Here is a 21,659-nt window from a genome sequence, read left to right on the forward strand (position 1 = left end):
CTCAGGAATTCACTGAAATAGGGGGCGGCAACGGGCGGCCTGCACCAAGTCGGGCAGGGCAGCGCCATCCGGCAAAAAAAATGGCCACGACAAGGCGTGGTCTGCGGAAGAAAGACACCGAAATGCCTCCAATCGAAAGGGTTCAAGGCCCAGACATCAAAGGGATGCGCCAATGCGCGAGCCTCCATAAAGCTTCGACACCGCCGGAAGTCAATGGAGATCGGCAAGAAAAATCAATTGAAACAACAGTTTAGAATTATTCTAAACTACGACTGTCAACTTTATGCATCGACCTGCACCGGGACTCGCCGGTGAACTGTGCGATTGACAGCCACCATTCCGGGTGCGACCCGCAAAAGCTCTCTTGCGGCGGCGCCAGACAATTGCCACTTGGCGAGACGTCCTAGAATCGAGTCGGGATTGGAATGCCATGAAGAACGGTGTGGTCATTGTCGGCGCGGGTCATGCGGGCGTGCAAGCGGCTGCAAGTCTGCGCGAGGAAGGCTATGACGGACCGGTGATCCTCGTCGGCGACGAGAGCGAGCTGCCCTACCACAAACCGCCGCTGTCGAAGACGTTCATCAAGGATGCCGCGGCCAAACCGCAACCGTTGCGCGGCGAAGCCTTCTACACAGGCAGCGCCATCGACTACCGGCCAGGCATCAGGATCGACCGTATCGATGCCGGTCGTCGCAGACTGGACATCGCCGGCGACGCGACACTTGCCTTTGACCACCTGGTCCTGGCGACCGGTTCGCGCCCGCGCACACTGCCGTTGCCCGGCTCTGAACTGTCCGGCGTGGTGTCGTTGCGCTCGCTGGCCGATGCGCGGCTGATCCGCGAGTTGAGCGCGCAGAGCGACGAGGTCGTCATCCTCGGCGGCGGCTTCATCGGCCTGGAGATCGCCGCCACACTGCGGGCGGCCGGGCGTACGGTGACGGTTGTCGAAGCACTCGACCGGTTGCTCGGCCGCGCCGTGGCGCCGGTCGTGGCGAGCCATGTCCGCCAAAGGCTGGAAGCGACCGGGGTGCGCATCCTTACCGGCACCAGCATTGTGCGGCTTGAGGGCGAAAAAGGCCATGTCGTGGCCGCGGTCACCTCGTCAGGTGAAATTCTGCCGGCGCGCATGGTCATCGTCGGTATCGGCGCCGTGCCGAATGTCGAACTGGCGCAGGACGCCGGCCTCGCTGTCGCCAACGGCATCCGCGTCGATCACCAGATGCGCAGCTTGGTGCCGGAAATTCTCGCCATTGGCGACGCGGCCTCTTACCGACACTGGTTCACCGGCGGCGATGTGCGGCTGGAATCGGTGCAGAACGCCACCGACCAGGCCCGGCTTGCCGCACGCACCATTGTCGGCCACGCCGACGCCTATTCGGCGGTGCCATGGTTCTGGTCCGACATCGGCGACATGAAGCTGCAGATGGTCGGCCTGACCGCCGGCGGCGACAATCACGTCGTGCTGGGCGACCTGCCCGACAACAAGTTCTCCATCTACCACTATGCCGGCGACCGGCTGCTCGGCATCGAATCCGTCAATCGCCCCGGCGACCATATGCTTGGCCGCAAGATGCTCGGCGCCGGTTTTTCGCCGACGCCGCAGACGATCGCGGATGGCCCCGAAGGCCTGAAAGCGGCGCTGGCCGCTTTCCTCGAGAACGTGCCAGCCACAGCGGCTGGGTAACGCCGCCGATCAGGCGGCGCAGACTTCGCGGATCGAGCTTTCCAGAATGTCGAGCGCCTCATTCATGACGCCGTCCTGGATGGTGATCGGCGCAAGGAAGCGGATGACGTTGCCGTAGACGCCGCAAGTCAGCAGGATCAGGCCCTTGTCGAGCGCCTTCAGCCTGATTGCATTGGCGATCTCGGCCGACGGCAGGCCTTTCTTGACGTCGTTGAACTCGACGGCGTTCATGAAGCCGAGGCCTCTGATATCGACGATCTCGGGTACGTCGTCGCGGATCGACTGCAGCCGCTGCTTGAGCCTTGCACCCAGCGTGTTGGCGCGATCGCAAAGCTTCTCCTCTTCGATCACGTCGAGTACGGCATGGGCAGCGGCAACGCCGATCGGGCTGCCGCCATAGGTGCCGCCGAGCCCGCCGGGGCCGGGAGCATCCATGATTTCGGCGCGGCCGGTGACCGCGGCCAGGGGGAAACCACCAGCCAGGCTTTTCGCCATGGTGGTGATGTCGGCCGCCACCTCATGGTGATCCATCGCAAACATCTTGCCGGTGCGGGCAAAGCCGGTCTGCACTTCGTCGGCAATCAAGAGCATGCCGTGCTGGTCGCAGAGCTTGCGCAGCGCGATCAGGAACTCGCGCGGCGCGTCGTAGAAGCCGCCCTCGCCCTGCACCGGCTCGATAATGATGGCGGCAACCCGGGCCGGGTCGACATCGGCCTTGAACAGGCGGTCGAGTGCGGCCAGCGAATCGGCGACCGATACACCGTGCAGCGGCACCGGGAACGGCGCATGGTAGACGTCACCCGGCATGGCGCCGAAGCCGACCTTGTAGGGTACGACCTTGCCGGTCAGCGCCATGCCCATGAAGGTGCGGCCATGGAAGCCGCCGGCGAAGGCGATGACCGCTGGGCGGCCGGTGGCGTTGCGGGCGATCTTGACGGCGTTCTCGACCGCCTCGGCGCCGGTGGTGACGAAGATCGTCTTCTTCTCGAACTTGCCGGGCAGCATGGCGTTCAGCCGTTCGGCCAGCCGCACATAGCTCTCATAGGGCACCACCTGGTGGCAGGTGTGGGTGAAGCGATCGAGCTGCGCTTTGACCGCCTCGATGACCTTCGGATGGCGGTGACCGGTATTGACGACGGCGATGCCCGACGAGAAGTCGATGTAGCGGCGGCCCTCGACATCCCAGATCTCCGAGTTTTCAGCCCGGTCCGCATAGATTTGCGTGGTCATGCCGACGCCGCGTGAGATCGACTGGTTCTTGCGCTCCGAAATGGCTGAATTCTTCATGGTGTCCCTCATCGGGCCGGCGCCCGTTCTTGTTTGATGTCGCTGACACGTCTTCTGACCTTATTTCACGTTTTCCTCAAGTCGGCACCGTCAACAGGCAATTGGGCCTGTCGCACGCCGCAGCCTCGACCAGTCGACCGATACGCGTACGGGAGAGGTTCCCTTTTCCCCGGGATCGATTATCTTCGGACGGCCCGCGGGGCTCCGCAGTGGGGAGCGTTCCAAGCAGGCAGGGGAAGCCATGAGCAGGAACGCGACATCGTCCGCCTTGCAATCATCGCTCCCCAGCCTTTTGCCGTTTCGAAACACCTCGATCCTTGTCTGCGCGATAGCGAGCCTGCTGCTTGCCGGTTGCCAAAGGCAGGAGGCGGCCGAACACAAACTGCCGATCCTGGTGCGCACCGAGACCGTGGCGATCGCAGACTTCTCGCCAAGGACCTCGCTGACCGGCGTGATCGCGGCGCGCACGCTGAACAATCTGTCATTCCGGGTCGGCGGCCGCGTGGCCGAGCGGCTGGTCGATGTCGGCCAGCATGTCAATCAAGGTGCCATGCTCGCCCGCATCGATCCGCAGGAGCAGGAGTCCGATTTGCGCTCGGCACAGGCCGATCTTAACGCCGCGCAGGCACAGCTGACCCAGTCCGCAGCCGCCTTCGAGCGGCAGAAGACGCTACTTGCCCAGGGTTTTACCACCAGGCGCGACTATGACGCCGCCGACCAGGCGCTGAAAGTGGCGCAAGGTAGTCTCGATGCCGCACAGAGCGCACTCACCAACGCCCAGCAGAACCTGTCCTTCACCGAGCTCAAGGCGGGTGCCGCCGGCGTCATCACCGCCCGCCAGGTCGAAACCGGTCAGGTGGTGCAGGCGGCGCAGACCGTCTTCACCGTCGCTGAGGACGGCGATCGCGACGCGGTGTTCAATGTCCAGGAAACATTGGTCGCCAAAACGGCGCCATCGCCGGCGGTGACGATCACGCTGTTGTCCGACCCGCAGGTGAAGGCCGTGGGCAAGGTGCGCGAAGTCTCGCCAGCGGTGGATCCGGCTTCGGGCTCGATCCGGGTTAAGGTTGCCATTCCCGACACGCCCGCCGGCATGCCTCTGGGAGGAGCTGTTATCGGCTCGGTCAGCGCCAGGCCGGTGAAGGTTATCCTGTTGCCCTGGCAGGCGCTGACCGCCAGTGCCGGCAAACCGGCTGTCTGGGTCGTCGACCCCTCGACCAGGGCGGTTGCGACGGCGCCGGTCGAGGTGCTGGCGTTCGATTCAGGCACGGTCGTCATCGCCAGCGGGCTGAACGAAGGCCAAAGCGTCGTTACCGCAGGCGGGCAGTTGCTCAGTCCCGGGCAAACGGTCGAGATATCGGGAGCGGGCCAGTGAGAAGGCTGCCGCACCTTATGCTTGGCCTATTTGCACTTGGCACGCTCGTGTCCTGCTCGAAGTCCGAGGAAAAGCCGCCCGAGATCATCCGGCCAGTGCTGTCGGTGGTCATCGAGCCGCGCACAACCCAGACCTTCGGCTTTGCCGGCTCGGTCGAGCCGCAGGTCAGTGCCGACCTCGCCTTCCGCCTGCTTGGCCGGGTTGTGTCGCGCGACGTCAATGTCGGCGACATCGTGAGCAAGGGCACGACGATCGCCGCGCTCGACCCGACCGCACTGGAGCTGGCCGCCCAGGCCGCCAAGGCGGAACTCTCCAATGCCGAGGCGCAATTCGCCAACGCCGCAGCCAGCGAGGAGCGCCAGCGCCAGCTGCTTGCCGCCGCCAACACCTCGCAAGCGGTCTTCGATTCCGCGCAGCAGGCGCGGAAAGCGGCGGAGGCCGGCGTTGAACGGGCCAAGGCCTCGCTTGCCAAATCGCAGGAGCAGCTTGGCTACGCCCGGCTGTTCTCGGATTTCGACGGCGTCGTCACCGCCACCGGCGCCGAGGTCGGCCAGACGGTCTCGCCTGGCCAGACGGTCGTCACGGTGGCGCGCTCGGACCTGCGCGAGGCGGTGGTCGATATTCCCGACAAGCTGATCGGTGACCTCACGGCTGGCACGCCATTCCAGGTCATCCTGCAATCGCTGCCGACGATCCAGACCGAGGCCAAGGTGCGCGAGATCGCGCCGCAGGCCGAAGGCTCGACCCGCACGCGCCGCGTGCGGCTGACGCTCACCGACCCGCCGCAAGCCTTCCGACTCGGCTCGACAGTGACGGCGACCCGCGTGACCAAGGTTGCGCCGACGATAGAATTGCCAATGTCAGCACTGCTTGAAAGGGACGGCGTCGACAAGGTGTGGGTCGTCGATCCGCAGACATCGAGCGTCAACGCCAAGGAAATCAAGGTCACCGCCAAGGGCGCCGCTACCTTCACCGTCGCCGAAGGGCTGGAAGCCGGTATGCGCGTCGTCACCGCCGGCGTCCACAGCCTGAGCGAAGGCCAGAAGGTCAAAGTGCCGGAGGGCGGCGTCTGATGAAGGGCTTCAATCTCTCCGACTGGGCGCTCAGCCACCGCTCCTTGGTCTGGTACTTCATGCTGGTCTTCGTGGTGGCCGGCATCTTCTCCTACCTCAATCTCGGTCGTGAGGAAGACCCCAACTTCACCATCAAGACGATGATTATCCAGGCCAACTGGCCGGGCGCGTCGGTCAAGGAGACCGTGCAGCAGGTGACCGACCGCATCGAGAAGAAGCTCGAGGAGCTCGACAGCCTCGACTTCACCAGATCCGTCACCTCCGCCGGCCAGACCGTCATCTTCGTCAACCTGAAGGACACCACCAAGGCGCGCGATGTCGTGCCGAATTGGATTCAGGTGCGCAATATGGTCAACGACATCAGGGCCCAGTTTCCGCAAGGTGTGCAGGGACCATTCTTCAACGACCGCTTCGGTGATGTCTACGGCAACATCTACGCCTTCACGTCGGACGGGCTGACGCCGCGCCAGTTGCGCGACTATGTCGAGGACGTCCGCACCAAAATCCTGACCGTACCGAATGCCGGCAAGGTCGATCTCGTCGGCGCGCAGGACGAGGCGATCTATCTCGAATTCTCGACCCGCCAGATCGCTGCCCTTGGTCTCAACCAGCAAGCGATCGTGGCTAGCCTGCAAGCGCAGAACGCGATCACGCCGTCCGGTGTCATCGAGTCCGGACCGGAGCGTATCAGCGTGCGCGTCGGTGGCCAGTTCACTTCCGAAGAGAGCCTGCGTGCCATCAATCTGCGCGTCAACGACCGCTTCTTCCGGCTGAGCGATGTTGCCACGATCACGCGCGGCTATGTCGATCCGCCGACGGCGCTGTTCCGCTTCAATGGCCAGGACGCCATCGCGCTGGCCATCGGCATGAAGCCCAACGCCAATCTGCTGCAGTTCGGCGAGGCGCTTCACACGGAGATGAACAAGGTGCTGGCCGACCTGCCGGTCGGCGTCGGCGTGCATCTGGTCGCGGACCAGCCCGTCATCGTCGAGGAGGCCGTCTCGGGCTTCACGCGCGCGCTGTTCGAGGCCGTCGCCATCGTGCTCGCTGTGTCCTTCATCAGCCTCGGCATGCGCGCCGGCTTCGTCGTGGCGCTGTCGATCCCGCTAGTGCTGGCCATCACCTTCACGGTCATGGCCTATCTCGGCATCTCGCTGCAGCGCATCTCCCTGGGGGCGCTGATCATTGCGCTCGGCCTCCTGGTCGACGACGCAATGATCGCGGTCGAAATGATGGTGGCGCGGCTTGAGGTCGGCGACAATCTGCGCAAAGCGGCGACTTACGTCTACACATCGACTGCCTTCCCAATGCTGACCGGTACGCTGGTGACGGTCGCCGGTTTTATCCCGATCGGCCTCAACAACAGCGCCGCCGGCGAGTATACCTTCACACTGTTCGTCGTCATCGCGGTATCGCTTCTGGTATCATGGATCGTGGCAGTGCTGTTTGCGCCGCTACTCGGCGTCACAATTCTTCCAGCGACAATGAAGACGAAGCACCACGACCAGCCGGGCCGCTTCACGTCACTGTTCCGGCGCGTGCTGCTCGGCTCCGTGCGGCATCACTGGCTGACCATCATCGCCACCGTGCTGTTGTTTGCCGGCTCGATAGCCGGCTTCGGCCTCGTCCAGCAGCAGTTCTTTCCGCCTTCTGACCGGCCGGAGCTGATCGTCGACTGGAACCTGCCGCAGAACTCGTCTGTCACCGAGACGCGGGACCAGATCGAGCGTTTCGAAGGGCGCGCGCTGGCCGGCAACCCCGACATCGACCATTTCAGCTCCTATATCGGACAGGGCGCGGTGCGCTTCCTGCTCGCCTTCGATGTGCAACCGGCCAATCCCTATTTCGGCCAAACCGTGATCGTCACCAAGAGCATCGAGGCGCGCAACCGGCTGAAGCCGCTACTGGAGAAGCTGCTGCGCGAGGAGTTCGTCGGCACAGATGCCTTCGTCAAGCCGCTCGAGCTCGGTCCGCCGGTTGGCCGCCCGGTGCAGTACCGCGTCGGCGGTCCTGACATCCAGACGGTGCGCGGCCTGGCGCAGCAATTCGCCGGCCTCATCTCGACCAATCCGAAGCTTGCCGCGCCGACCTTCGACTGGAACGAGCCGCAGCGTGTGCTGAGGGTCGACGTGCTGCAAGACAAGGCACGCCAGCTCGGCATCACCTCCTCCGATATCGCCAGCGCGCTGAACAGCACGGTCGGCGGCGTCACCATCACGCAGGTGCGCGACGCCACCTATCTGATCAACGTCGTGGCGCGCTCGCGCGATGCCGAACGCGGCTCGATCGGGACGCTGCAGAACATGCAGCTGCCGACCAGCACCGGCGAGGCGATCCCGCTCGCGGCGGTGGCCAACTTCCGCTACGAGCTGGAGCAGCCGACGGTGTGGCGGCGTGACCGCATTCCGACGATCACCGTGCGCGCCGGACTGGTCGGCAACACGCTGCCGGCGACCGTGGTCAATGAACTGAAGCCAGCCGTCGATGCCTTCATCGCCAAGCTGCCGCCGGGCTATTCGGTAGAGACCGCAGGCTCGGTCGAGGAAAGCGCTAAAAGCCAGGGACCGATCGCCGCCGTCGTGCCGCTGATGCTGTTCGTCATGGCGACCATCCTGATGGTGCAGTTGCAGAGCTTCCAGCGCCTGTTCCTGGTCGTTGCTGTGGCGCCGCTCGGCCTGATCGGCGTGGTGGCCGCACTGGTGCCTAGCGGCGCGCCGCTCGGCTTCGTCGCCATCCTCGGCGTGCTGGCGCTGATCGGCATCCTGATCCGCAACTCGGTCATCCTGATCGTGCAGATCGAGGACCTGGTCGCCGAAGGCAAGGACCGCTGGGCGGCCGTGATCGAGGCGACCGAGCACCGCATGCGGCCGATTGCGCTGACGGCAGCGGCCGCGAGCCTGGCGCTGATCCCGATCGCGCGTGAGGTCTTCTGGGGACCGATGGCCTATGCCATGATGGGCGGTATCATCGCCGGCACCGCAATCACGCTGCTGTTCCTGCCGGCGCTCTATGTGGCGTGGTTCAGGATCAAGGAGCCTAAGCCGGCGTCGGACAACACTGCACCGACTGGCGACGCAATCCCGGAAGGCGGGACAGCCTGAGGGCAGTTGCGAGAAGGGTAGCGGTGGCGCTCTCCTCTGTCCTGCCGTACGTCTCTCCCACAAGGGGGAGATTGGCTGTCATCTCCGCTTTCGCTAGTTATCAACGTGTGAGCGGAGCGCCGGAGCCGCCGATCTCCCCACTCGTGGGGTGAGATGGCCGGCAGGCCAGAGGGGGGCGCGAAAGAGCGCGCGATGTAGAAAGTTCTGCTACGCCCTCACAAACCCGTCGCTCGCCCTGAGCAGATTGCGCGTATAATCCTTGGTCACGCGGCGCTCGACAAGGTCGCTTGCCGCGAGATTCTCCACCGCCTCGCCGCTTTGCATCACCATCAACCGCTCGCACATATGGGTGATGATGGCGAGGTCGTGGCTGACCATCAGGAAGGTCAGCTTGCGGCGCCGGCGGACCTCTTCCAAGAGGTTGAGCACTTCCGCCTGCACCGAGGCGTCGAGCGCAGAGGTCGGCTCGTCGAGCAGCAGGATCGACGGTTCGAGAATGAGCGCGCGCGCGATCGCCACACGCTGGCGCTGGCCACCCGACAATTGATGCGAGTAGCGGAAGCGAAATCCGGTGCCCAAACCGACCTCGTCGAGTGCCCGCTGGATACGCTTTTCGCCGTCGGCAAAACCATGGATGGCAAGCGGCTCCTGCAGCAGGCGGTCGACGGTCTGGCGCGGGTGCAGCGAGCCGTACGGATCCTGGAAAACCATCTGCACTTCGCGGTAAAAGGCCCTGTCGCGGCGCACGCCAAGCTTCTTGCCATTGACTGTGATGCTGCCCGAGGCGACCGGCGCGAGACCGGCGATGGCTCGCAGCAGCGTCGATTTGCCGGAACCGGATTCACCGACCAGGCCGAAGGATTCGCCCGGCTGCACGTCGAGGCTGACGCCCTTCAGCGCGCGAAAGCGGTCGAAGATCACTTCCAGCCTGTCGACGGCAATCGCTGCTGTCATGCCGCCCACTCCGGCTTGCGGTCAAGCACCGGCAGCGGATGGCGGTCGGCGCCGATCTTGGGCATGCAGTTGAGCAGGCCGCGCGTGTAGGGATGCTGGGCGCGGCCGAGTTCGGACGCCTTGAGCTGCTCGACCACCTTGCCGGCATACATGACGATGACGCGGTCGCAGAAGGAGGAGACCAGGCGCAGGTCGTGCGAGATGAAGATCAGCCCCATGCCGCGCTCGCTGACCAGCCTGTCGAGAATGCCGAGCACGTCGAGCTGCACGGTCACGTCGAGCGCCGAGGTCGGCTCGTCGGCGATCATCATTTCCGGCCCGGCGATCAGCATCATGGCGATCATGGCGCGCTGGCCCATGCCGCCGGACACTTCATGCGGATGCAGGTCGAAGACGCGGGAGGGATCGCGGATCTGCACCGCCTCCAGCATCGCCAGCGCGCGGTCGCGCGCCTCGGCCTTGCCGACCTTTTCATGCGTGCGCAGCGTCTCGACGATCTGGCGGCCGATGCTCATCACCGGGTCGAGCGAATATTTCGGATCCTGGAGGATCATGGCGATGCGTTTTCCGCGCAACGCCCGGCGTTCGCGTGGCGAGACGCTGAGCAGGTCGATGCCGTCGAAGGCAAGCTTGTTGGCGGATATCCGGGCCTGCGGCGGCGTCAGCCCCATGATGGCGCGACCAGTCTGCGATTTGCCGGAGCCGGATTCGCCGACGATGCCAAGCCGTTCGCGGCCAAGCGAAAAGGAGACCCCGCGAACCGCCTCGACAATACCGGTGCGGGTCGGGAAGGTGACGCTGAGATTCTCGACATCGAGAAGCGTGCTCATTGATCGCTGCCGATTGGGGTCACCGCTCATTGGTCACCACTGCGGGGATCGAGCGCGTCGCGCAGGCCATCGCCGAGCAGGTTGAAGCCGAGGCTGACGATGAGGATGGCAAAGCCCGGTGCACCGGCCACCCACCACTGATCGAGCACGAAGCGGCGGCCCGACGCGATCATGGTGCCCCATTCCGGCAGCGGCGGCTGCGCGCCGAGGCCGAGGAAGCCGAGGCCGGCAGCGGTCAGGATGATGCCGGCCATGTCGAGCGTCACCCGGACGATCAGCGAGGATATGCAGAGCGGCATGATGTGTCGCAGCACGATGCGGAAGGGCGAGGCGCCCATCAATTGCACCGCCTTGATGTAATCGGAATTGCGCACGGTCAGCGTTTCGGCGCGCGCGATGCGCGCATAAGGCGGCCATGAGGTGATGGCTATGGCCAGCACCGCATTCTCGATGCCGGGGCCTAAGGCCGCGACAAAGGCCAGCGCCAGGATCAGCTTGGGGAAGGCGAGGAAGATGTCGGTGATGCGCATCAGGATGGCATCGGTCCAGCCGCCGGCATAGCCGGCGACGGTGCCGACAAGCAGGCCGATCGGTGCGGCGATGATGGCAACCAGGATGACCACGTAGAGCGTCCAGCGCGAGCCATAGAGGATGCGCGAAAGGATATCGCGGCCAAGGTCGTCGGTGCCGAACCAGTGCTCAGCGCTCGGCGCCAGCAGGCGCGAGCCCTTGAGGTCGCCAAATGTCGGCGAGTAGGGCGCCAACACGCCGGCAAGGGCGGCAACAATCAGCAGGGCAATGATGATGAGCAGGCCGAGAAACGCCAGCCGGTTGGCGGAAAAGCGCCGCCACGCCACGTAGGCGCGGCCGAGCCTTGCCTGCATGCGCGACGCCGGCCGCTCGCTGAGCAGCCAGTCGCGGCGGGTCTGGATTGTCTCGGTGCTCATCCTGTCTTGGTCCTCGGATCAAGCACACGGTAGAGCAGGTCGGAGAGAAGATTGATGGCGATGAACACCGAGCCGATGACGATGGTGCCGCCGAGTACCGCGTTCATGTCGGCGTTCTGCAGCGAATTGGTGATGTAGAGGCCGATGCCCGGCCAGGAGAATACGGTCTCGGTCAGCACCGAGCCTTCGAGCAGGCCGGCATAGGATAGCGCGATCACCGTCACCATCGGCACAGCGGCGTTGCGCAGCGCGTGGCCCCAGATGATCCGGGTTTCCGACAGGCCCTTGGCGCGCGCCGCGACGATATATTCCTGCGACAGTTCGTTGAGCATGAACGAGCGCGTCATGCGGCTGATATAGGCGAGCGAGAAATAGCCGAGCAGCGAGGCCGGCAGGATGATGTGCCGGAAGGCATCATAAAAGACGTCCCACTGCCCCTGCATAGCGGAGTCGAGGAGATAAAAACCAGTGATCGGCGTGAAGGTGTATTCATAGACGACGTCAAGCCGGGCCGGGAAAGCCACCCATTGCAGCTTGGCATAGAACAGCACCAGCGCCAGCAGTCCCAGCCAGAAGATCGGCACGGAATAGCCGATCAACCCGATGATCCGCACGATCTGGTCGATGAGGCTACCGCGCCTGACCGCGGCCAGCACGCCAAGCGGCACGCCGAACAGCGCACCGATCAGCGTTCCCAGCGTCGCCAGTTCCGTCGTTGCCGGAAGTGCACGGCGAATATCGGTCATGACCGGATTGGTGGTCAGCACCGAGGTGCCGAAATTGCCGTTCAGGGCATTTTTCACATAGATGTAGAACTGCTCGACCAGCGGCAGATCCAGCCCCATCTCGCGGCGCGTGCGCTCGACGACATTGGCCGGCGCCCGATCGCCGAGCACCGCCAGCACCGGATCAATCGGGATCACACGGCCGATGAAGAACGTCACCGCGAGCAGACCAAGATAGGTCGTGACCGCGATGACCAGAAACCGGCCGAGCGATGATGCAAAGGCGACGGCGCGGGCGCTGCCGCGCCCGCCCTCGTTTTCAACCGCGCTCATGCGGCGCGTCCGCGGGCACTATTCCTTGGAAACCGGCCCGACGAAGTTGCTGTCGAAGCTCGGGCCGAGGGCGAAGCCCTTGAGGTTCTTGCGCAGGCCAGCCACTTCCAGCTGCTGGTGGATGACGACGAAGGGGCTGGTGTCGAGGATCTTCTTCTCCAGATCCTTGTACATATCGGCGCGCTTGCCCGCGTCCTTCTCAAGCAGGGCTGCTTCCGTCTGCTTGGTCAGGTCCGGGATGTCCCAGGCGTTGCGCCAGGCCAGCGTCTTGGTCTTGGCTGCATCCGAATTGTCGGGGTTCGAGGCAAAAGTCTGGGCATTGGAATTCGGATCGAAATAATCCTGGCCCCATTGGCCGATATAGATGTCGTGGTTGCGGGCGCGGTACTTGGTCAGGGTCTGCTTGCCGTCGCCTGGAATGATCTCCAGCTTGATGCCGGCCTGGCCCAGCGTCTGCTGGATCGATTCCGCCATGCCGGTTGTCGGCTGGCCGGTGCGTACGTCCATGGTTACGCTGAAGCCGTCGGGCAGGCCGGCCTTGGCCAGCAGTTCCTTGGCCTTGGCGACATCGAGCTTGAACGGATTCTCGTCGAGTTCACCCAGAACCCCTTTGGGCAGGAAGGTCTGGTGAATCTCGCCAATGCCCTTGAGGATGGTCGAACTCAAGGCATCATAGTCGACCAGATATTTGAACGCCTGGCGCACTTCGGGCTTGGCGAGGTTCGGGTTCTTCTGGTTGAGGCTGATGTAGTAGACCGTGCCCTTCGGCGCGCTGGTGGTGGTGAGATCGGCGTTCTTGGCGATGGCGTCGAGATCGTTCGGCTCGAGGTTGCGGGCAACGTCGATGTCGCCGGCTTCCAGCGCCAGGCGCTGGGCCGAGCTTTCCTTCATGTTGCGATAGATGACGCGGGCGAGCTTGGCCTTTTCACCGAAGTAGTTGTCGTTGCGCTCCATGACGACGGCTTCGTTGGCGCGCCATTCGCGCAGCTTGAAAGCGCCCGAGCCGGCATAGCCGGTCTTCAGCCAGGCATTGCCGAAGTCATTGTCCCATTTGTAGTCGGCGCTCGGCGTCACCGCGGCGACATGTTCCTTAACCAGCTTGGCGTCGACGACCGACGCGACCGTTGCCGACAGACAGTTCAAGACGAAGCTCGGCGCGTAGGCCTTGTCGACGGTGAACTGGAAGGTGGTGTCGTCGACCGCCTTGGCCTTGTCAGTGACGTTGTCGCCGCTGATGCCGAACTGGCCGATGATGAACGCCGGGCTCTTGTCCAGCTTGACGGCGCGCTCGAACGAATAGGCGACGTCGGCCGCGGTGATCGGATTGCCCGAGGCAAATTTCAGGCCGGGCTTGAGCTTGAAGGTGTAGGTCAGGCCGTCGTCGGAAACGGTCCAGCTTTCGGCGAGGTCGCCCTTGACCTTGGAGGTGTCGCTGAGGTCGAGACGGACGAGCAGATCGTAGGTGTTGCCGGTGACCTCGGCGGTCGAGAGTTCGAACGCCTCGCCCGGATCCATGGAGATGATGTCGTCGATGGCGAAACCTTCGACCAGCGTGTCGGCGGGTGTGACCGCGCCAGCTGGGGCGCCGGCCAGAAGCAGCGCGGACATGGCTGCGCCCGCGAGCAAGATGCGAGAGCGTAGAGCGAACTTTTCCATCATCATTGTGATTGTTCCCTGTTTTGTTGTTTGTTGACCTGAGTTCCCGGCTCAGGTTTGCAGAATTCTTTTCGGCGCCGATCAACGGCCCTCCGACCCCTTAACGTTGCGGTTTTTGTCCAGTTGGTCAACATCTATTCGGAGGTCTTCCAGTCGGCAACGAGCATTTGCAAGACAGCTTATTGGACCAGAATGCGCTGTGGCGAGTCGATGCATGCGCCGGCTAATTGAGGCCGCTAATCGGGAAAAATCTGCTAATTTCAGAGCTACTTGAGCGCAGTGACCAGCCCGGCATCGGGAAAGCAGGTGGCGGCGCGACCGTTCTTGGCTTGCCACTTGCCGATCGAGCGGCGGGTCTTGAAGCCGGGCAGGCCGTCGGCGCTGCCGACATCATAGCCCTTGGCCTCCAGCGCCCGCTGCAAAGCGGCGATGTCTGACCGGTAGAGCCCACCGACCGCGCCCCAGCTGCCGGTAAAATTGCTGTCGCCATGGGCGATGCGATCGGCGCCATGACCGATGAACAGCGCATAGAGGTCGCTGGTGTTGTATTCCTTCAGCACGTAGAAATTGGGCGTGGCGATGAAGGCCGGCCCGCTGCGTCCGGCCGGCATCAGCAGGAAGCCTTCGGCCTTCAGCTCGCTTGCCGGAAACGCTTTTCCGCCGACACGCTTGATGCCCATCGCCGCCCACTCAGAAATCTTCTTGCCCTGGTCCGGACCTTCGAGCGAACAGGAGACCGTCTCCGGCACGGTCACCTCAAAACCCCAGCCACGCCCCCTCACCCAGCCATAGTGGACGAGATAGTTGGCGATCGAGGCCAGCACGTCCGGCGTCGAATTCCAGATGTCGGCGCGGCCGTCGCCATCGAAGTCGACGGCATGTTTCAGGAACGAGGTCGGCATGAATTGCGGCTGGCCGAGCGCACCAGCCCAGGATGATTTCATCGCACCGACCGGGGCCAGCCCGCGCTCGACGATTTCCAGCGCGGCCAATAGCTCGGTGCGGAAGAAGTCCTTCTTGGTCGACATGAACGCCTTGGTGCCCAGCACCTCGAAGGCGTCATAGGGCATTTTTGCCCCGCCGAAGCCAGTCTCACGCCCCCAGATCGCCAGCAGTACCTCGCCCGGCACGCCATAGCGCTTCTCTATCGCGGCAATAGTCCTCGCATTGGCGGCCTCGCGCGCCCGGCCGCCAGCGGCCACCGCACCGATGGTCTTCTCGGCGAAATAGGCGCCGGGCGAGCCGAACTCGGCCTGGTGCTGCTTCTGCGGCGTGGTCGCCTTCTCGCCCGGCTTCACCAGATCGGGCAGCTTCAAATTGGGTTTGACGCCGTCGAAAGCGGCATCGAAGGTTTTCTTGGAGATGCCTTTCGCCTTGGCTAGCGGCCACAGATCATTCTGCAGCCAGACGCGGAATTGATCGTCGATCTTTGCGGCGGAGGCGGGAGCTGCGACGCCCAGGGCGATAAGGATTGCGAGGAAAATCGCAATGGCCAGTTGGTAGAGCGGGGCGCGAAGGAATGCAGTCATCTCAGGAGCATCCTTCTCCGCCAATTGCGTCAAAACGCCGTCCGGGAGCGCAGCGCCGCGGCCAGCGTGCCTTCGTCGAGATAATCGAGCTCACCACCGACCGGCACGCCATGCGCCAGGCGTGTCACCTTGAGGTCGAATCCGGACAGCTGGTCGGTGAGGTAATGCGCGGTGGTCTGACCCTCGACCGTGGCGTTGACAGCGAGGATGATCTCCCTGACCTCGCCGCCGGCGACGCGGTCGATCAGCGAGCGGATGTTGAGCTGGTCGGGGCCGATGCCGTCGAGTGGCGACAGCGTGCCGCCGAGCACATGATAGCGCACATTCATCGCTGCCGCCCGCTCCAGCGCCCACAGGTCGGAGACGTCCTCGACGACGATGACGGTGCCGGCGTCACGGCGCGGATCGGTGCAGATCATGCAGGGGTCCGCCGTATCGACATTGCCGCAGGTCGAGCAGATGCGCACCTTGTCGGCCGCCTCGGCCATGGCGGCGGCGAGCGGCGACAGCAGTTGCTCCTTCTTCTTGATCAGATGCAGTGCCGCGCGCCTGGCCGAACGGGGACCCAGGCCCGGCACCTTGGCCAGGAGCTGGATCAGGCGTTCGATCTCGGGACCGGCGATTCGCTTGGACATCGCTCTGATCTAGGATTTTTCAGAGCGCTTTGGAACATCCCGCGACCGCATGAGCCGCCATATTGCACTTGCGGACCCATGGGGCGGACCATGGACTGCAAATCAGTTGGCTTCGAGCGGCCGGCCCTGGCTGACGATCATCGCGCCGATGGCGTCGGTGTTCTCAGGCGTCGACTGGAACCCCATCGCCGCCTCTTGCGGCGCGTTCGCAACCGAGGAGATGACCGGCTTGGCCAGAGTTCCGCCAAAACGGGCGGCATCCGGTTCTTCCATCGGCTCCTGCATCGCCACCACCGTCGGCTCCAGCGAGACGCGCGCGGATTTCGCGGTCGGCGCGACCGAGGCGGTCATGTAGGTCTGTTGCGCAGGTAAGGACCGACCTGTCGCCGGCTTGGCCGGACGCACCGGCTCGGCGGAAGCGACAAGCGTCACTGGCGCGGCTGGCTTCACCATTTCGGGTGCTGCCGAGGCGACGGCGACTTGCGGTTCATCCGGCAGCGGCTGCCAGTTGCGGCCGCGCTTTTCGTAGAAGGCATTGCCGCCCGCGACCATGGTGTAATGCATGTTCCTGTAGGGGAAGCGCAGCCCGGCGGTGTGGAAATACATCGTGTTCTTCAGCTTGGCCTTGCGCTCGCCCTTGAGCACGGCATCGGCGGCTTCCTCGACGTCGGGCATCGCCCGCGAATTCATCGGCCGGGTCATGACGCCGGGCGCGAACTGCCCACGCTCGCCCACCACCTCACAGATGGTGCTGCCGTGGTTGCCTGAGCGCAGCCGGTTCATCACCACCGTGCCGACCGCGATCATGCCGTCGCGGCTCGACCGGTTGGACTCGAAGAACATCGCCCGCTCCAGGCATTCCTTGTCCTTCGGCGTGTGACTGTAAGAGCGCGAACTCAGGAAATTCGGCGTGATGGCGTCGGTCAGGCTGGCGACGGACATGCCGTGTGAGGTGGTCTGGCTACAGGCAGCCAAAAACAGGGGTGAAATGACGGCGCCGAGCAACAGCGGCGTCTTCCATCGCATGACAATCAACAGGTAACCCTCATTTCGATGCCCGCCCCCAGGCTGCGGCAAGAATGAGACACTTTCAGGCAAAATGATGGCTAAAACGTTATTAATGAGGCACTGTTGCCAAATTGGAACAGTTGCGTGGCTTTTCCCGGTTACCGCCCAGCCGGTATCGCGGCCGGCTGGCCAGGTTCAAGCTCTTCGACTTTCTCCGAAAACAGGCCGCGTCTGAGGAACAACACCAGTGCGTCCCTGGCGGTTGGAGCGATCTTTCCCGGCCAGTCGCTTTCGATGAATTCGGCCTTGGTGAAGTCCGGATTTGTCTCGCCGGCCGCCTCCAGGAATTCGGCGATCTCGAGCACGATGACGCGCTCGTCCTTCGACAGCGCCGACGTGCCGGCCTCGATCGACGGGCGATGCACGTAATCCTCAAACAGGTCGAAGTAGCCCTTGATGCCGACAAGATCGACACCGGCGTCGCAATCGGCCAGGATTTCCAGGACCTCGTAGATCCTGTTGCGGACACGCTGCTCGATCAGTCTTTCGGAGGGCTCTTCGGTCATGGCACGCTGCCGCTGAACGCTAGAAGGGCAATTTCATTCCTGGCGGGATCGGCAGGCCGGCGGTCAGCGCCTTGGTCTTTTCCTGCATGATCTGCTCGACCTTGGTCTTGGCGTCATTGTGGGCGGCCAGCACCAGGTCTTCCAGGATCTCGACATCGTCTTCCTTGAACAGGGACGGGTCGATCTTCAGCGACTTCATCTCGAATTTTCCGGTCAGCGTCACGTTGACCAGGCCGCCGCCGGCCTGGCCGGACGCCTCCAACGTGGCGATCTCATCCTGCATGGCCTGGAACTTGGCCTGCATTTCTTTCGCCTTGCCCATCAGGCCGAGAAGATCTTTCATGGTCGGGTCCTTTGCGGATTCGTGCTGTGGTCAGGTCTCGTCGTCGTCCGCCGGCGGCTCGACCGGCACTTCGGCCTCGGCCGTATCGGCTTCCGGCGCGTCGGGAATGCGCACGTCGATGATCTTGGCGCCGGGGAACCGCGCCAGAATGGCGGCAACGGTCGGATCGCTCTTGGCGTCGAGGAAGGCGGTCTCGCGCTTGGTCGATTCCATTTCGGCGAGCGTCTGGCCGCCCTCCTCCTTCGACAGCGAGACCAGCCAGCTGCGGCCGGTCCAGGCGCGCAGCTTCGTCGTCAGGTCGTTGAGCAGCATCTTGGGCGCATCAGCGGTCAGACCGACGTCGATGCGGCCGGGCTCGATGCGCACGAGACGGATGCAGCTCTTAACCAACACCTTGAAGGCGATGTCACGCTGCGAGTCGGCAAGGGCAACGATGTCGGCCAGCGATTTCAGCGGAACCTGCTGCGTCTCCAGCACCGGCTGAGGGGGTGCGACGAAGGCGACAGGGGCGGGTGTGGCCTCGACAAGCCGCATGGTCTGCGCGCCGCCTGGCCCGGATGGCATACGGCTTTGTGTAACCGCGCTGGCGCCGCCACCATTGCCGGACCCCGTGGGCGCGCCATTGGGGCGCGACGCGCTATTTTGAACTGGCGCCGCACCCTCTAGCGATCTCAATGCCTCGTCCAGCGTCGGCAGGTCGGCGGCGTGCGCCAGCCGGATCAGCACCATCTCGGCGGCACTCACGGGCCTGTTGGAGGATTGCACCTCGGGGATGCCCTTGAGCAGCATCTGCCACGTCCGTGACAGCACCCTGACCGACAGCGTCCTGGCGAAATCCGCGCCGCGTTGGCGCTCGTCCTGCGACAGCGCCGCATCGTCGACGGCCGACGGCACGAAACGCAGCCGGGTGACGAGGTGGTTGAACTCGGCAAGGTCGGTCAGCACGGCGGCCGGATCGGCGCCGGTGTCATACTGCGCGCGGAATTCCCCAAGCGCTGCCGCCACATCGCCCTGCATTACATGTTCGAACAGGTCGACGATGCGGGCGCGATCGGCCAGCCCCAGCATCGCTCGCACCGCGTCGGCGCTGACACTGCCCGCGCCATGCGCGATCGCCTGATCGAGGATGGAGAGCGAATCACGGGCCGAGCCCTCGGCGGCGCGGGCGATCATCGCCAGCGCGTCGTCGTCGACCGAAATGCCTTCCTTGGCCGAAATCGAGGAGAGGTGCGCAACCAGTGCGCTGGCGTCGATGCGCCTGAGGTCAAAGCGCTGGCAGCGCGACAAGACGGTGATCGGAACCTTGCGAATTTCGGTGGTGGCGAAGATGAACTTGACGTGCGGCGGCGGCTCTTCCAGCGTCTTCAGCAGGCCGTTGAAGGCCTGGGTGGAAAGCATGTGCACTTCGTCGATGATATAGACCTTGTAGCGGGCCGACACCGGAGCGTAGCGCACGCGCTCGATGATGTCCCTGATATCGTCGATGCCGGTGTGCGAGGCGGCATCCATCTCGATGACGTCGACATGACGGCCTTCCATGATCGCCTGGCAATGCTCGCCGAGCACGGCAAGCTCGACCGACGGCTGGTCTGATGTGGCGGTCTTGTAGTTGAGCGCACGCGCCAGAATGCGCGCCGTCGTGGTCTTGCCGACGCCGCGCACACCGGTCAGCATCCAGGCCTGTGCAATGCGGCCGGTGGCAAAGGCGTTGGTGAGGGTGCGCACCATCGGCTCCTGGCCGACCAGCTCGGAGAAGTTCGAAGGACGGTATTTGCGCGCCAGCACACGATAGGCGGCGGCCTTGTCCGTTCCCGAATTTCCGGCTTCGCTCATTCGCCCGTAAAGCTCCAAATAACCGCGCCCGAAGGCGGCCTATTCCTGCGCATAGTCTCGCCCGCGCTGCAATGCGTCGTCAATGTCGCGAGAGGGGCGATGAGGTGGGAGGCTGGAACAATGACCCGTTCCGGGCTCGTTAGGGCTGCTTCCTTCCGGACCTGACCCGGTTGGCGAGTGGATCGTCCACCACCAACCTCCCGCTTTCCATATCGGCAATTCGGCGATGAAATGCAAGTGCGCAGGCAAATCAGCGGCGCGAACCGCTGCGGATCAATGATTCGCTTGCAGCCCTGTTGCTGCCGCTCTAGCGTCATGAGTTTGAGGAAACCAAGAAAAGCAAGGGAAACGCCGATGCTGCCGGGCCTGGAGGCCGGATTCACGCTGGATGCCCGGCTGGAGGCGGACAGCGAGCAATTGATGTGGCTTGGGCTGTGCGAATTGCGGGTGATGAACGACCGTCGCTGGCCATGGCTGCTTCTGGTGCCGCAGCGGCCGGGCGCGGAGGAAATCCACGACATGACCCCACTCGACCAGGCGATGCTGACCTTCGAGACCAATATGGTGGCGCAGGCGCTGAAAAAGGTGACCGGCTGCACCAAGATCAACACCGGCGCGCTCGGCAACATCGTGCGCCAGTTGCACATCCATGTCATCGCGCGTTCGGAAGGCGATCCCGGTTGGCCGGGCCCGGTCTGGGGACATGGCCTGCGTGAGCCCTATCAGCGTTCCGACCTGCGCCGGTTTGCCCAAACGATCAAGGCGGCGCTATAAGCCTTCCCCGTGTCCATCCCAAAGCATCAGAGTCCGCATGAGCTTCCGCCTGTTTGACGCGCCGTTGCGCGAGCCGAGCCAGTTTGTCGGCTTTGCCGGCAACATGATCGACCGGCAATCCGAGAACCGCGCCGACGATTCCGTCGACAAGGCGCTTGCCGATCGCACGACAAGGCTGCTGTTGATGAATGGCGGCCGGCTCTATCTGAAGCTCGGCGAGGGTGGCGGTCTCGACCCCTGGTTCGGCGCCGCCGAGAGCGAGCCGTTCAAGGCTTCATTCGCCCAGGGAGTCCTGCTCGGCTTTTCCGAACAGGGACCCGTACTGGCGGTGCCAGCCGGCGTCGACGCCGATCATCTGCCGGAGACCATCAAGGCGATCGACTACCGCTCGGTCTACATGCAGGGGCTGATCGATGAGGCCGCCGCCGGCGCGATGGCGCAAGGTGCTGCCCTGCTCGCCTGGCATGCAAGCCATCGCTTCTGCAGCAAATGCGGCGCCGAATCACAGATGCGGGCCGGCGGCTACAAGCGCCATTGCCCAAATTGCGGCACCGAGCATTTTCCGCGCACCGACCCGGTGGCGATCATGCTGACGGCAACGCGGGAAAAGTGCTTGCTCGGGCGCGGCCGGCATTTCGGGCCAGGCATGTACTCGGCCCTTGCCGGCTTTATCGAACCGGGCGAGACGATCGAAGCTGCGGTGCGCCGCGAGACCCTGGAGGAGGCCGGGATCCTGCTTGGCCGCGTCGTCTACCATGCCAGCCAGCCCTGGCCGTTTCCCTATTCGCTGATGATCGGCTGCTTCGGCGAGCCGCTCAACGATGACATCCAGGCCGACCTCAACGAACTGGAGGACTGCCGCTGGTTTGCCCGCGACGAGGTGCGTTTGATGCTGTCCCGGGAGCATCCCGGCAATCTGGTCACACCACCGAAAGGCGCCATTGCCCATCACCTCATTCGCGCCTGGGTCGAAAGCGCATGATGGCAGTCAAAGACTTTGCAGGAG

Annotated in this window: 18 protein-coding genes and 1 other RNA gene; 6 read left to right on the top strand and 13 right to left on the bottom strand. The window is 64.0% G+C overall.

From position 1 onward, the window contains the following. Positions 1 to 430: 430 nt before the first annotated feature. The gene (locus AC1RZR_RS01465; RefSeq protein WP_481827427.1) at positions 431 to 1,684 is read left to right on the top strand and encodes an NAD(P)/FAD-dependent oxidoreductase; all 1,254 of its coding nucleotides are present in this window, start codon (positions 431 to 433) and stop codon (positions 1,682 to 1,684) included. 9 nt (positions 1,685 to 1,693) lie between these two features. Here the strand turns inward: AC1RZR_RS01465 and AC1RZR_RS01470 are convergent, their stop codons facing one another. Further along, positions 1,694 to 2,971: a 4-aminobutyrate--2-oxoglutarate transaminase gene (locus AC1RZR_RS01470; RefSeq protein ID WP_477272662.1), complete on the bottom strand. Its 1,278-nt coding sequence runs from the start codon at positions 2,969 to 2,971 to the stop codon at positions 1,694 to 1,696. 241 nt (positions 2,972 to 3,212) lie between these two features. On the opposite strand from AC1RZR_RS01470, the gene AC1RZR_RS01475 reads away from it, so the two are divergent. Genes AC1RZR_RS01475 through AC1RZR_RS01485 form a run of 3 tightly spaced genes read left to right on the top strand, consistent with a single transcriptional unit; the run spans position 3,213 to position 8,520 of the window. Then, positions 3,213 to 4,346 carry an efflux RND transporter periplasmic adaptor subunit gene (locus AC1RZR_RS01475; RefSeq protein WP_481827428.1) on the top strand — a complete coding sequence of 378 codons (1,134 nt, stop codon included), beginning with the start codon at positions 3,213 to 3,215 and terminating at the stop codon, positions 4,344 to 4,346. A 17-nt stretch (positions 4,347 to 4,363) separates the two neighbouring features. After that, entirely contained in the window at positions 4,364 to 5,419 is a 1,056-nt protein-coding gene (locus tag AC1RZR_RS01480; RefSeq protein ID WP_481829184.1) for an efflux RND transporter periplasmic adaptor subunit, read from the top strand. Further along, positions 5,419 to 8,520 (top strand): efflux RND transporter permease subunit, encoded by a 3,102-nt coding sequence (locus AC1RZR_RS01485; RefSeq protein ID WP_481827429.1) that lies wholly within the window; start codon positions 5,419 to 5,421, stop codon positions 8,518 to 8,520. The genes AC1RZR_RS01480 and AC1RZR_RS01485 overlap by 1 nt, the downstream gene beginning before the upstream one ends. Positions 8,521 to 8,727: 207 nt before the next feature. Here AC1RZR_RS01485 and AC1RZR_RS01490 read toward each other — a convergent pair whose 3' ends face one another. The 12 genes from AC1RZR_RS01490 to ffs all read right to left on the bottom strand — a co-directional run bounded on the left by AC1RZR_RS01490 (position 8,728) and on the right by ffs (position 20,080). After that, positions 8,728 to 9,474 (bottom strand): ABC transporter ATP-binding protein, encoded by a 747-nt coding sequence (locus tag AC1RZR_RS01490; RefSeq protein ID WP_481827430.1) that lies wholly within the window; start codon positions 9,472 to 9,474, stop codon positions 8,728 to 8,730. Further along, the gene (locus AC1RZR_RS01495) at positions 9,471 to 10,304 is read right to left on the bottom strand and encodes an ABC transporter ATP-binding protein (protein WP_481827431.1); all 834 of its coding nucleotides are present in this window, start codon (positions 10,302 to 10,304) and stop codon (positions 9,471 to 9,473) included. Before AC1RZR_RS01495 ends, AC1RZR_RS01490 begins: the two co-directional genes overlap by 4 nt. A 26-nt stretch (positions 10,305 to 10,330) precedes the next feature. Beyond that, positions 10,331 to 11,251: a nickel transporter permease gene (nikC, locus tag AC1RZR_RS01500; protein ID WP_477272650.1), complete on the bottom strand. Its 921-nt coding sequence runs from the start codon at positions 11,249 to 11,251 to the stop codon at positions 10,331 to 10,333. Beyond that, positions 11,248 to 12,309 carry an ABC transporter permease gene (locus tag AC1RZR_RS01505; protein ID WP_477272648.1) on the bottom strand — a complete coding sequence of 354 codons (1,062 nt, stop codon included), beginning with the start codon at positions 12,307 to 12,309 and terminating at the stop codon, positions 11,248 to 11,250. The genes nikC and AC1RZR_RS01505 overlap by 4 nt, the downstream gene beginning before the upstream one ends. Positions 12,310 to 12,327: 18 nt before the next feature. Next, positions 12,328 to 13,971 carry an ABC transporter substrate-binding protein gene (locus tag AC1RZR_RS01510; RefSeq protein ID WP_477272646.1) on the bottom strand — a complete coding sequence of 548 codons (1,644 nt, stop codon included), beginning with the start codon at positions 13,969 to 13,971 and terminating at the stop codon, positions 12,328 to 12,330. A 260-nt stretch (positions 13,972 to 14,231) separates the two neighbouring features. After that, a complete protein-coding gene (locus AC1RZR_RS01515; protein ID WP_481827432.1) occupies positions 14,232 to 15,494 on the bottom strand; it encodes a lytic murein transglycosylase in 1,263 nt (420 codons plus the stop codon). 29 nt (positions 15,495 to 15,523) lie between these two features. After that, positions 15,524 to 16,129: a recombination mediator RecR gene (gene recR / locus AC1RZR_RS01520; RefSeq protein ID WP_481827433.1), complete on the bottom strand. Its 606-nt coding sequence runs from the start codon at positions 16,127 to 16,129 to the stop codon at positions 15,524 to 15,526. Positions 16,130 to 16,231: 102 nt separating this feature from the next. Then, positions 16,232 to 17,164 carry a cell wall hydrolase gene (locus AC1RZR_RS01525; protein WP_481827434.1) on the bottom strand — a complete coding sequence of 311 codons (933 nt, stop codon included), beginning with the start codon at positions 17,162 to 17,164 and terminating at the stop codon, positions 16,232 to 16,234. Between the two features lie 131 nt (positions 17,165 to 17,295). Further along, positions 17,296 to 17,703 (bottom strand): hypothetical protein, encoded by a 408-nt coding sequence (locus AC1RZR_RS01530; RefSeq protein ID WP_477272638.1) that lies wholly within the window; start codon positions 17,701 to 17,703, stop codon positions 17,296 to 17,298. Between the two features lie 19 nt (positions 17,704 to 17,722). Next, positions 17,723 to 18,046: a YbaB/EbfC family nucleoid-associated protein gene (locus tag AC1RZR_RS01535; protein ID WP_013527931.1), complete on the bottom strand. Its 324-nt coding sequence runs from the start codon at positions 18,044 to 18,046 to the stop codon at positions 17,723 to 17,725. 30 nt (positions 18,047 to 18,076) lie between these two features. Next, a complete protein-coding gene (locus tag AC1RZR_RS01540) occupies positions 18,077 to 19,879 on the bottom strand; it encodes a DNA polymerase III subunit gamma/tau (RefSeq protein WP_481827435.1) in 1,803 nt (600 codons plus the stop codon). A 104-nt stretch (positions 19,880 to 19,983) separates the two neighbouring features. Continuing rightward, positions 19,984 to 20,080: signal recognition particle sRNA small type (ffs, locus tag AC1RZR_RS01545), an RNA gene on the bottom strand. Positions 20,081 to 20,233: 153 nt separating this feature from the next. Here ffs and AC1RZR_RS01550 point away from each other — a divergent pair. After that, positions 20,234 to 20,653 (top strand): HIT domain-containing protein, encoded by a 420-nt coding sequence (locus AC1RZR_RS01550; RefSeq protein WP_379104867.1) that lies wholly within the window; start codon positions 20,234 to 20,236, stop codon positions 20,651 to 20,653. Between the two features lie 37 nt (positions 20,654 to 20,690). Further along, on the top strand, positions 20,691 to 21,635 hold the full coding sequence (gene nudC / locus AC1RZR_RS01555) for an NAD(+) diphosphatase (protein ID WP_481827436.1): 945 nt from the start codon (positions 20,691 to 20,693) through the stop codon (positions 21,633 to 21,635). Positions 21,636 to 21,659: the final 24 nt, after the last annotated feature.

Source organism: Mesorhizobium bavaricum (assembly GCF_056781655.1).

Coding starts and splice junctions, on each gene's coding strand:
- AC1RZR_RS01465 (WP_481827427.1), top strand. CDS start 431: ATGAAGAACGGTGTGGTCATTGTCGGCGCGGGTCATGCGGGCGTGCAA.
- AC1RZR_RS01470 (WP_477272662.1), bottom strand. CDS start 2,971: ATGAAGAATTCAGCCATTTCGGAGCGCAAGAACCAGTCGATCTCACGC.
- AC1RZR_RS01475 (WP_481827428.1), top strand. CDS start 3,213: ATGAGCAGGAACGCGACATCGTCCGCCTTGCAATCATCGCTCCCCAGC.
- AC1RZR_RS01480 (WP_481829184.1), top strand. CDS start 4,364: ATGCTTGGCCTATTTGCACTTGGCACGCTCGTGTCCTGCTCGAAGTCC.
- AC1RZR_RS01485 (WP_481827429.1), top strand. CDS start 5,419: ATGAAGGGCTTCAATCTCTCCGACTGGGCGCTCAGCCACCGCTCCTTG.
- AC1RZR_RS01490 (WP_481827430.1), bottom strand. CDS start 9,474: ATGACAGCAGCGATTGCCGTCGACAGGCTGGAAGTGATCTTCGACCGC.
- AC1RZR_RS01495 (WP_481827431.1), bottom strand. CDS start 10,304: ATGAGCACGCTTCTCGATGTCGAGAATCTCAGCGTCACCTTCCCGACC.
- nikC (WP_477272650.1), bottom strand. CDS start 11,251: ATGAGCACCGAGACAATCCAGACCCGCCGCGACTGGCTGCTCAGCGAG.
- AC1RZR_RS01505 (WP_477272648.1), bottom strand. CDS start 12,309: ATGAGCGCGGTTGAAAACGAGGGCGGGCGCGGCAGCGCCCGCGCCGTC.
- AC1RZR_RS01510 (WP_477272646.1), bottom strand. CDS start 13,971: ATGATGATGGAAAAGTTCGCTCTACGCTCTCGCATCTTGCTCGCGGGC.
- AC1RZR_RS01515 (WP_481827432.1), bottom strand. CDS start 15,494: ATGACTGCATTCCTTCGCGCCCCGCTCTACCAACTGGCCATTGCGATT.
- recR (WP_481827433.1), bottom strand. CDS start 16,129: ATGTCCAAGCGAATCGCCGGTCCCGAGATCGAACGCCTGATCCAGCTC.
- AC1RZR_RS01530 (WP_477272638.1), bottom strand. CDS start 17,703: ATGACCGAAGAGCCCTCCGAAAGACTGATCGAGCAGCGTGTCCGCAAC.
- AC1RZR_RS01535 (WP_013527931.1), bottom strand. CDS start 18,046: ATGAAAGATCTTCTCGGCCTGATGGGCAAGGCGAAAGAAATGCAGGCC.
- AC1RZR_RS01540 (WP_481827435.1), bottom strand. CDS start 19,879: ATGAGCGAAGCCGGAAATTCGGGAACGGACAAGGCCGCCGCCTATCGT.
- AC1RZR_RS01550 (WP_379104867.1), top strand. CDS start 20,234: ATGCTGCCGGGCCTGGAGGCCGGATTCACGCTGGATGCCCGGCTGGAG.
- nudC (WP_481827436.1), top strand. CDS start 20,691: ATGAGCTTCCGCCTGTTTGACGCGCCGTTGCGCGAGCCGAGCCAGTTT.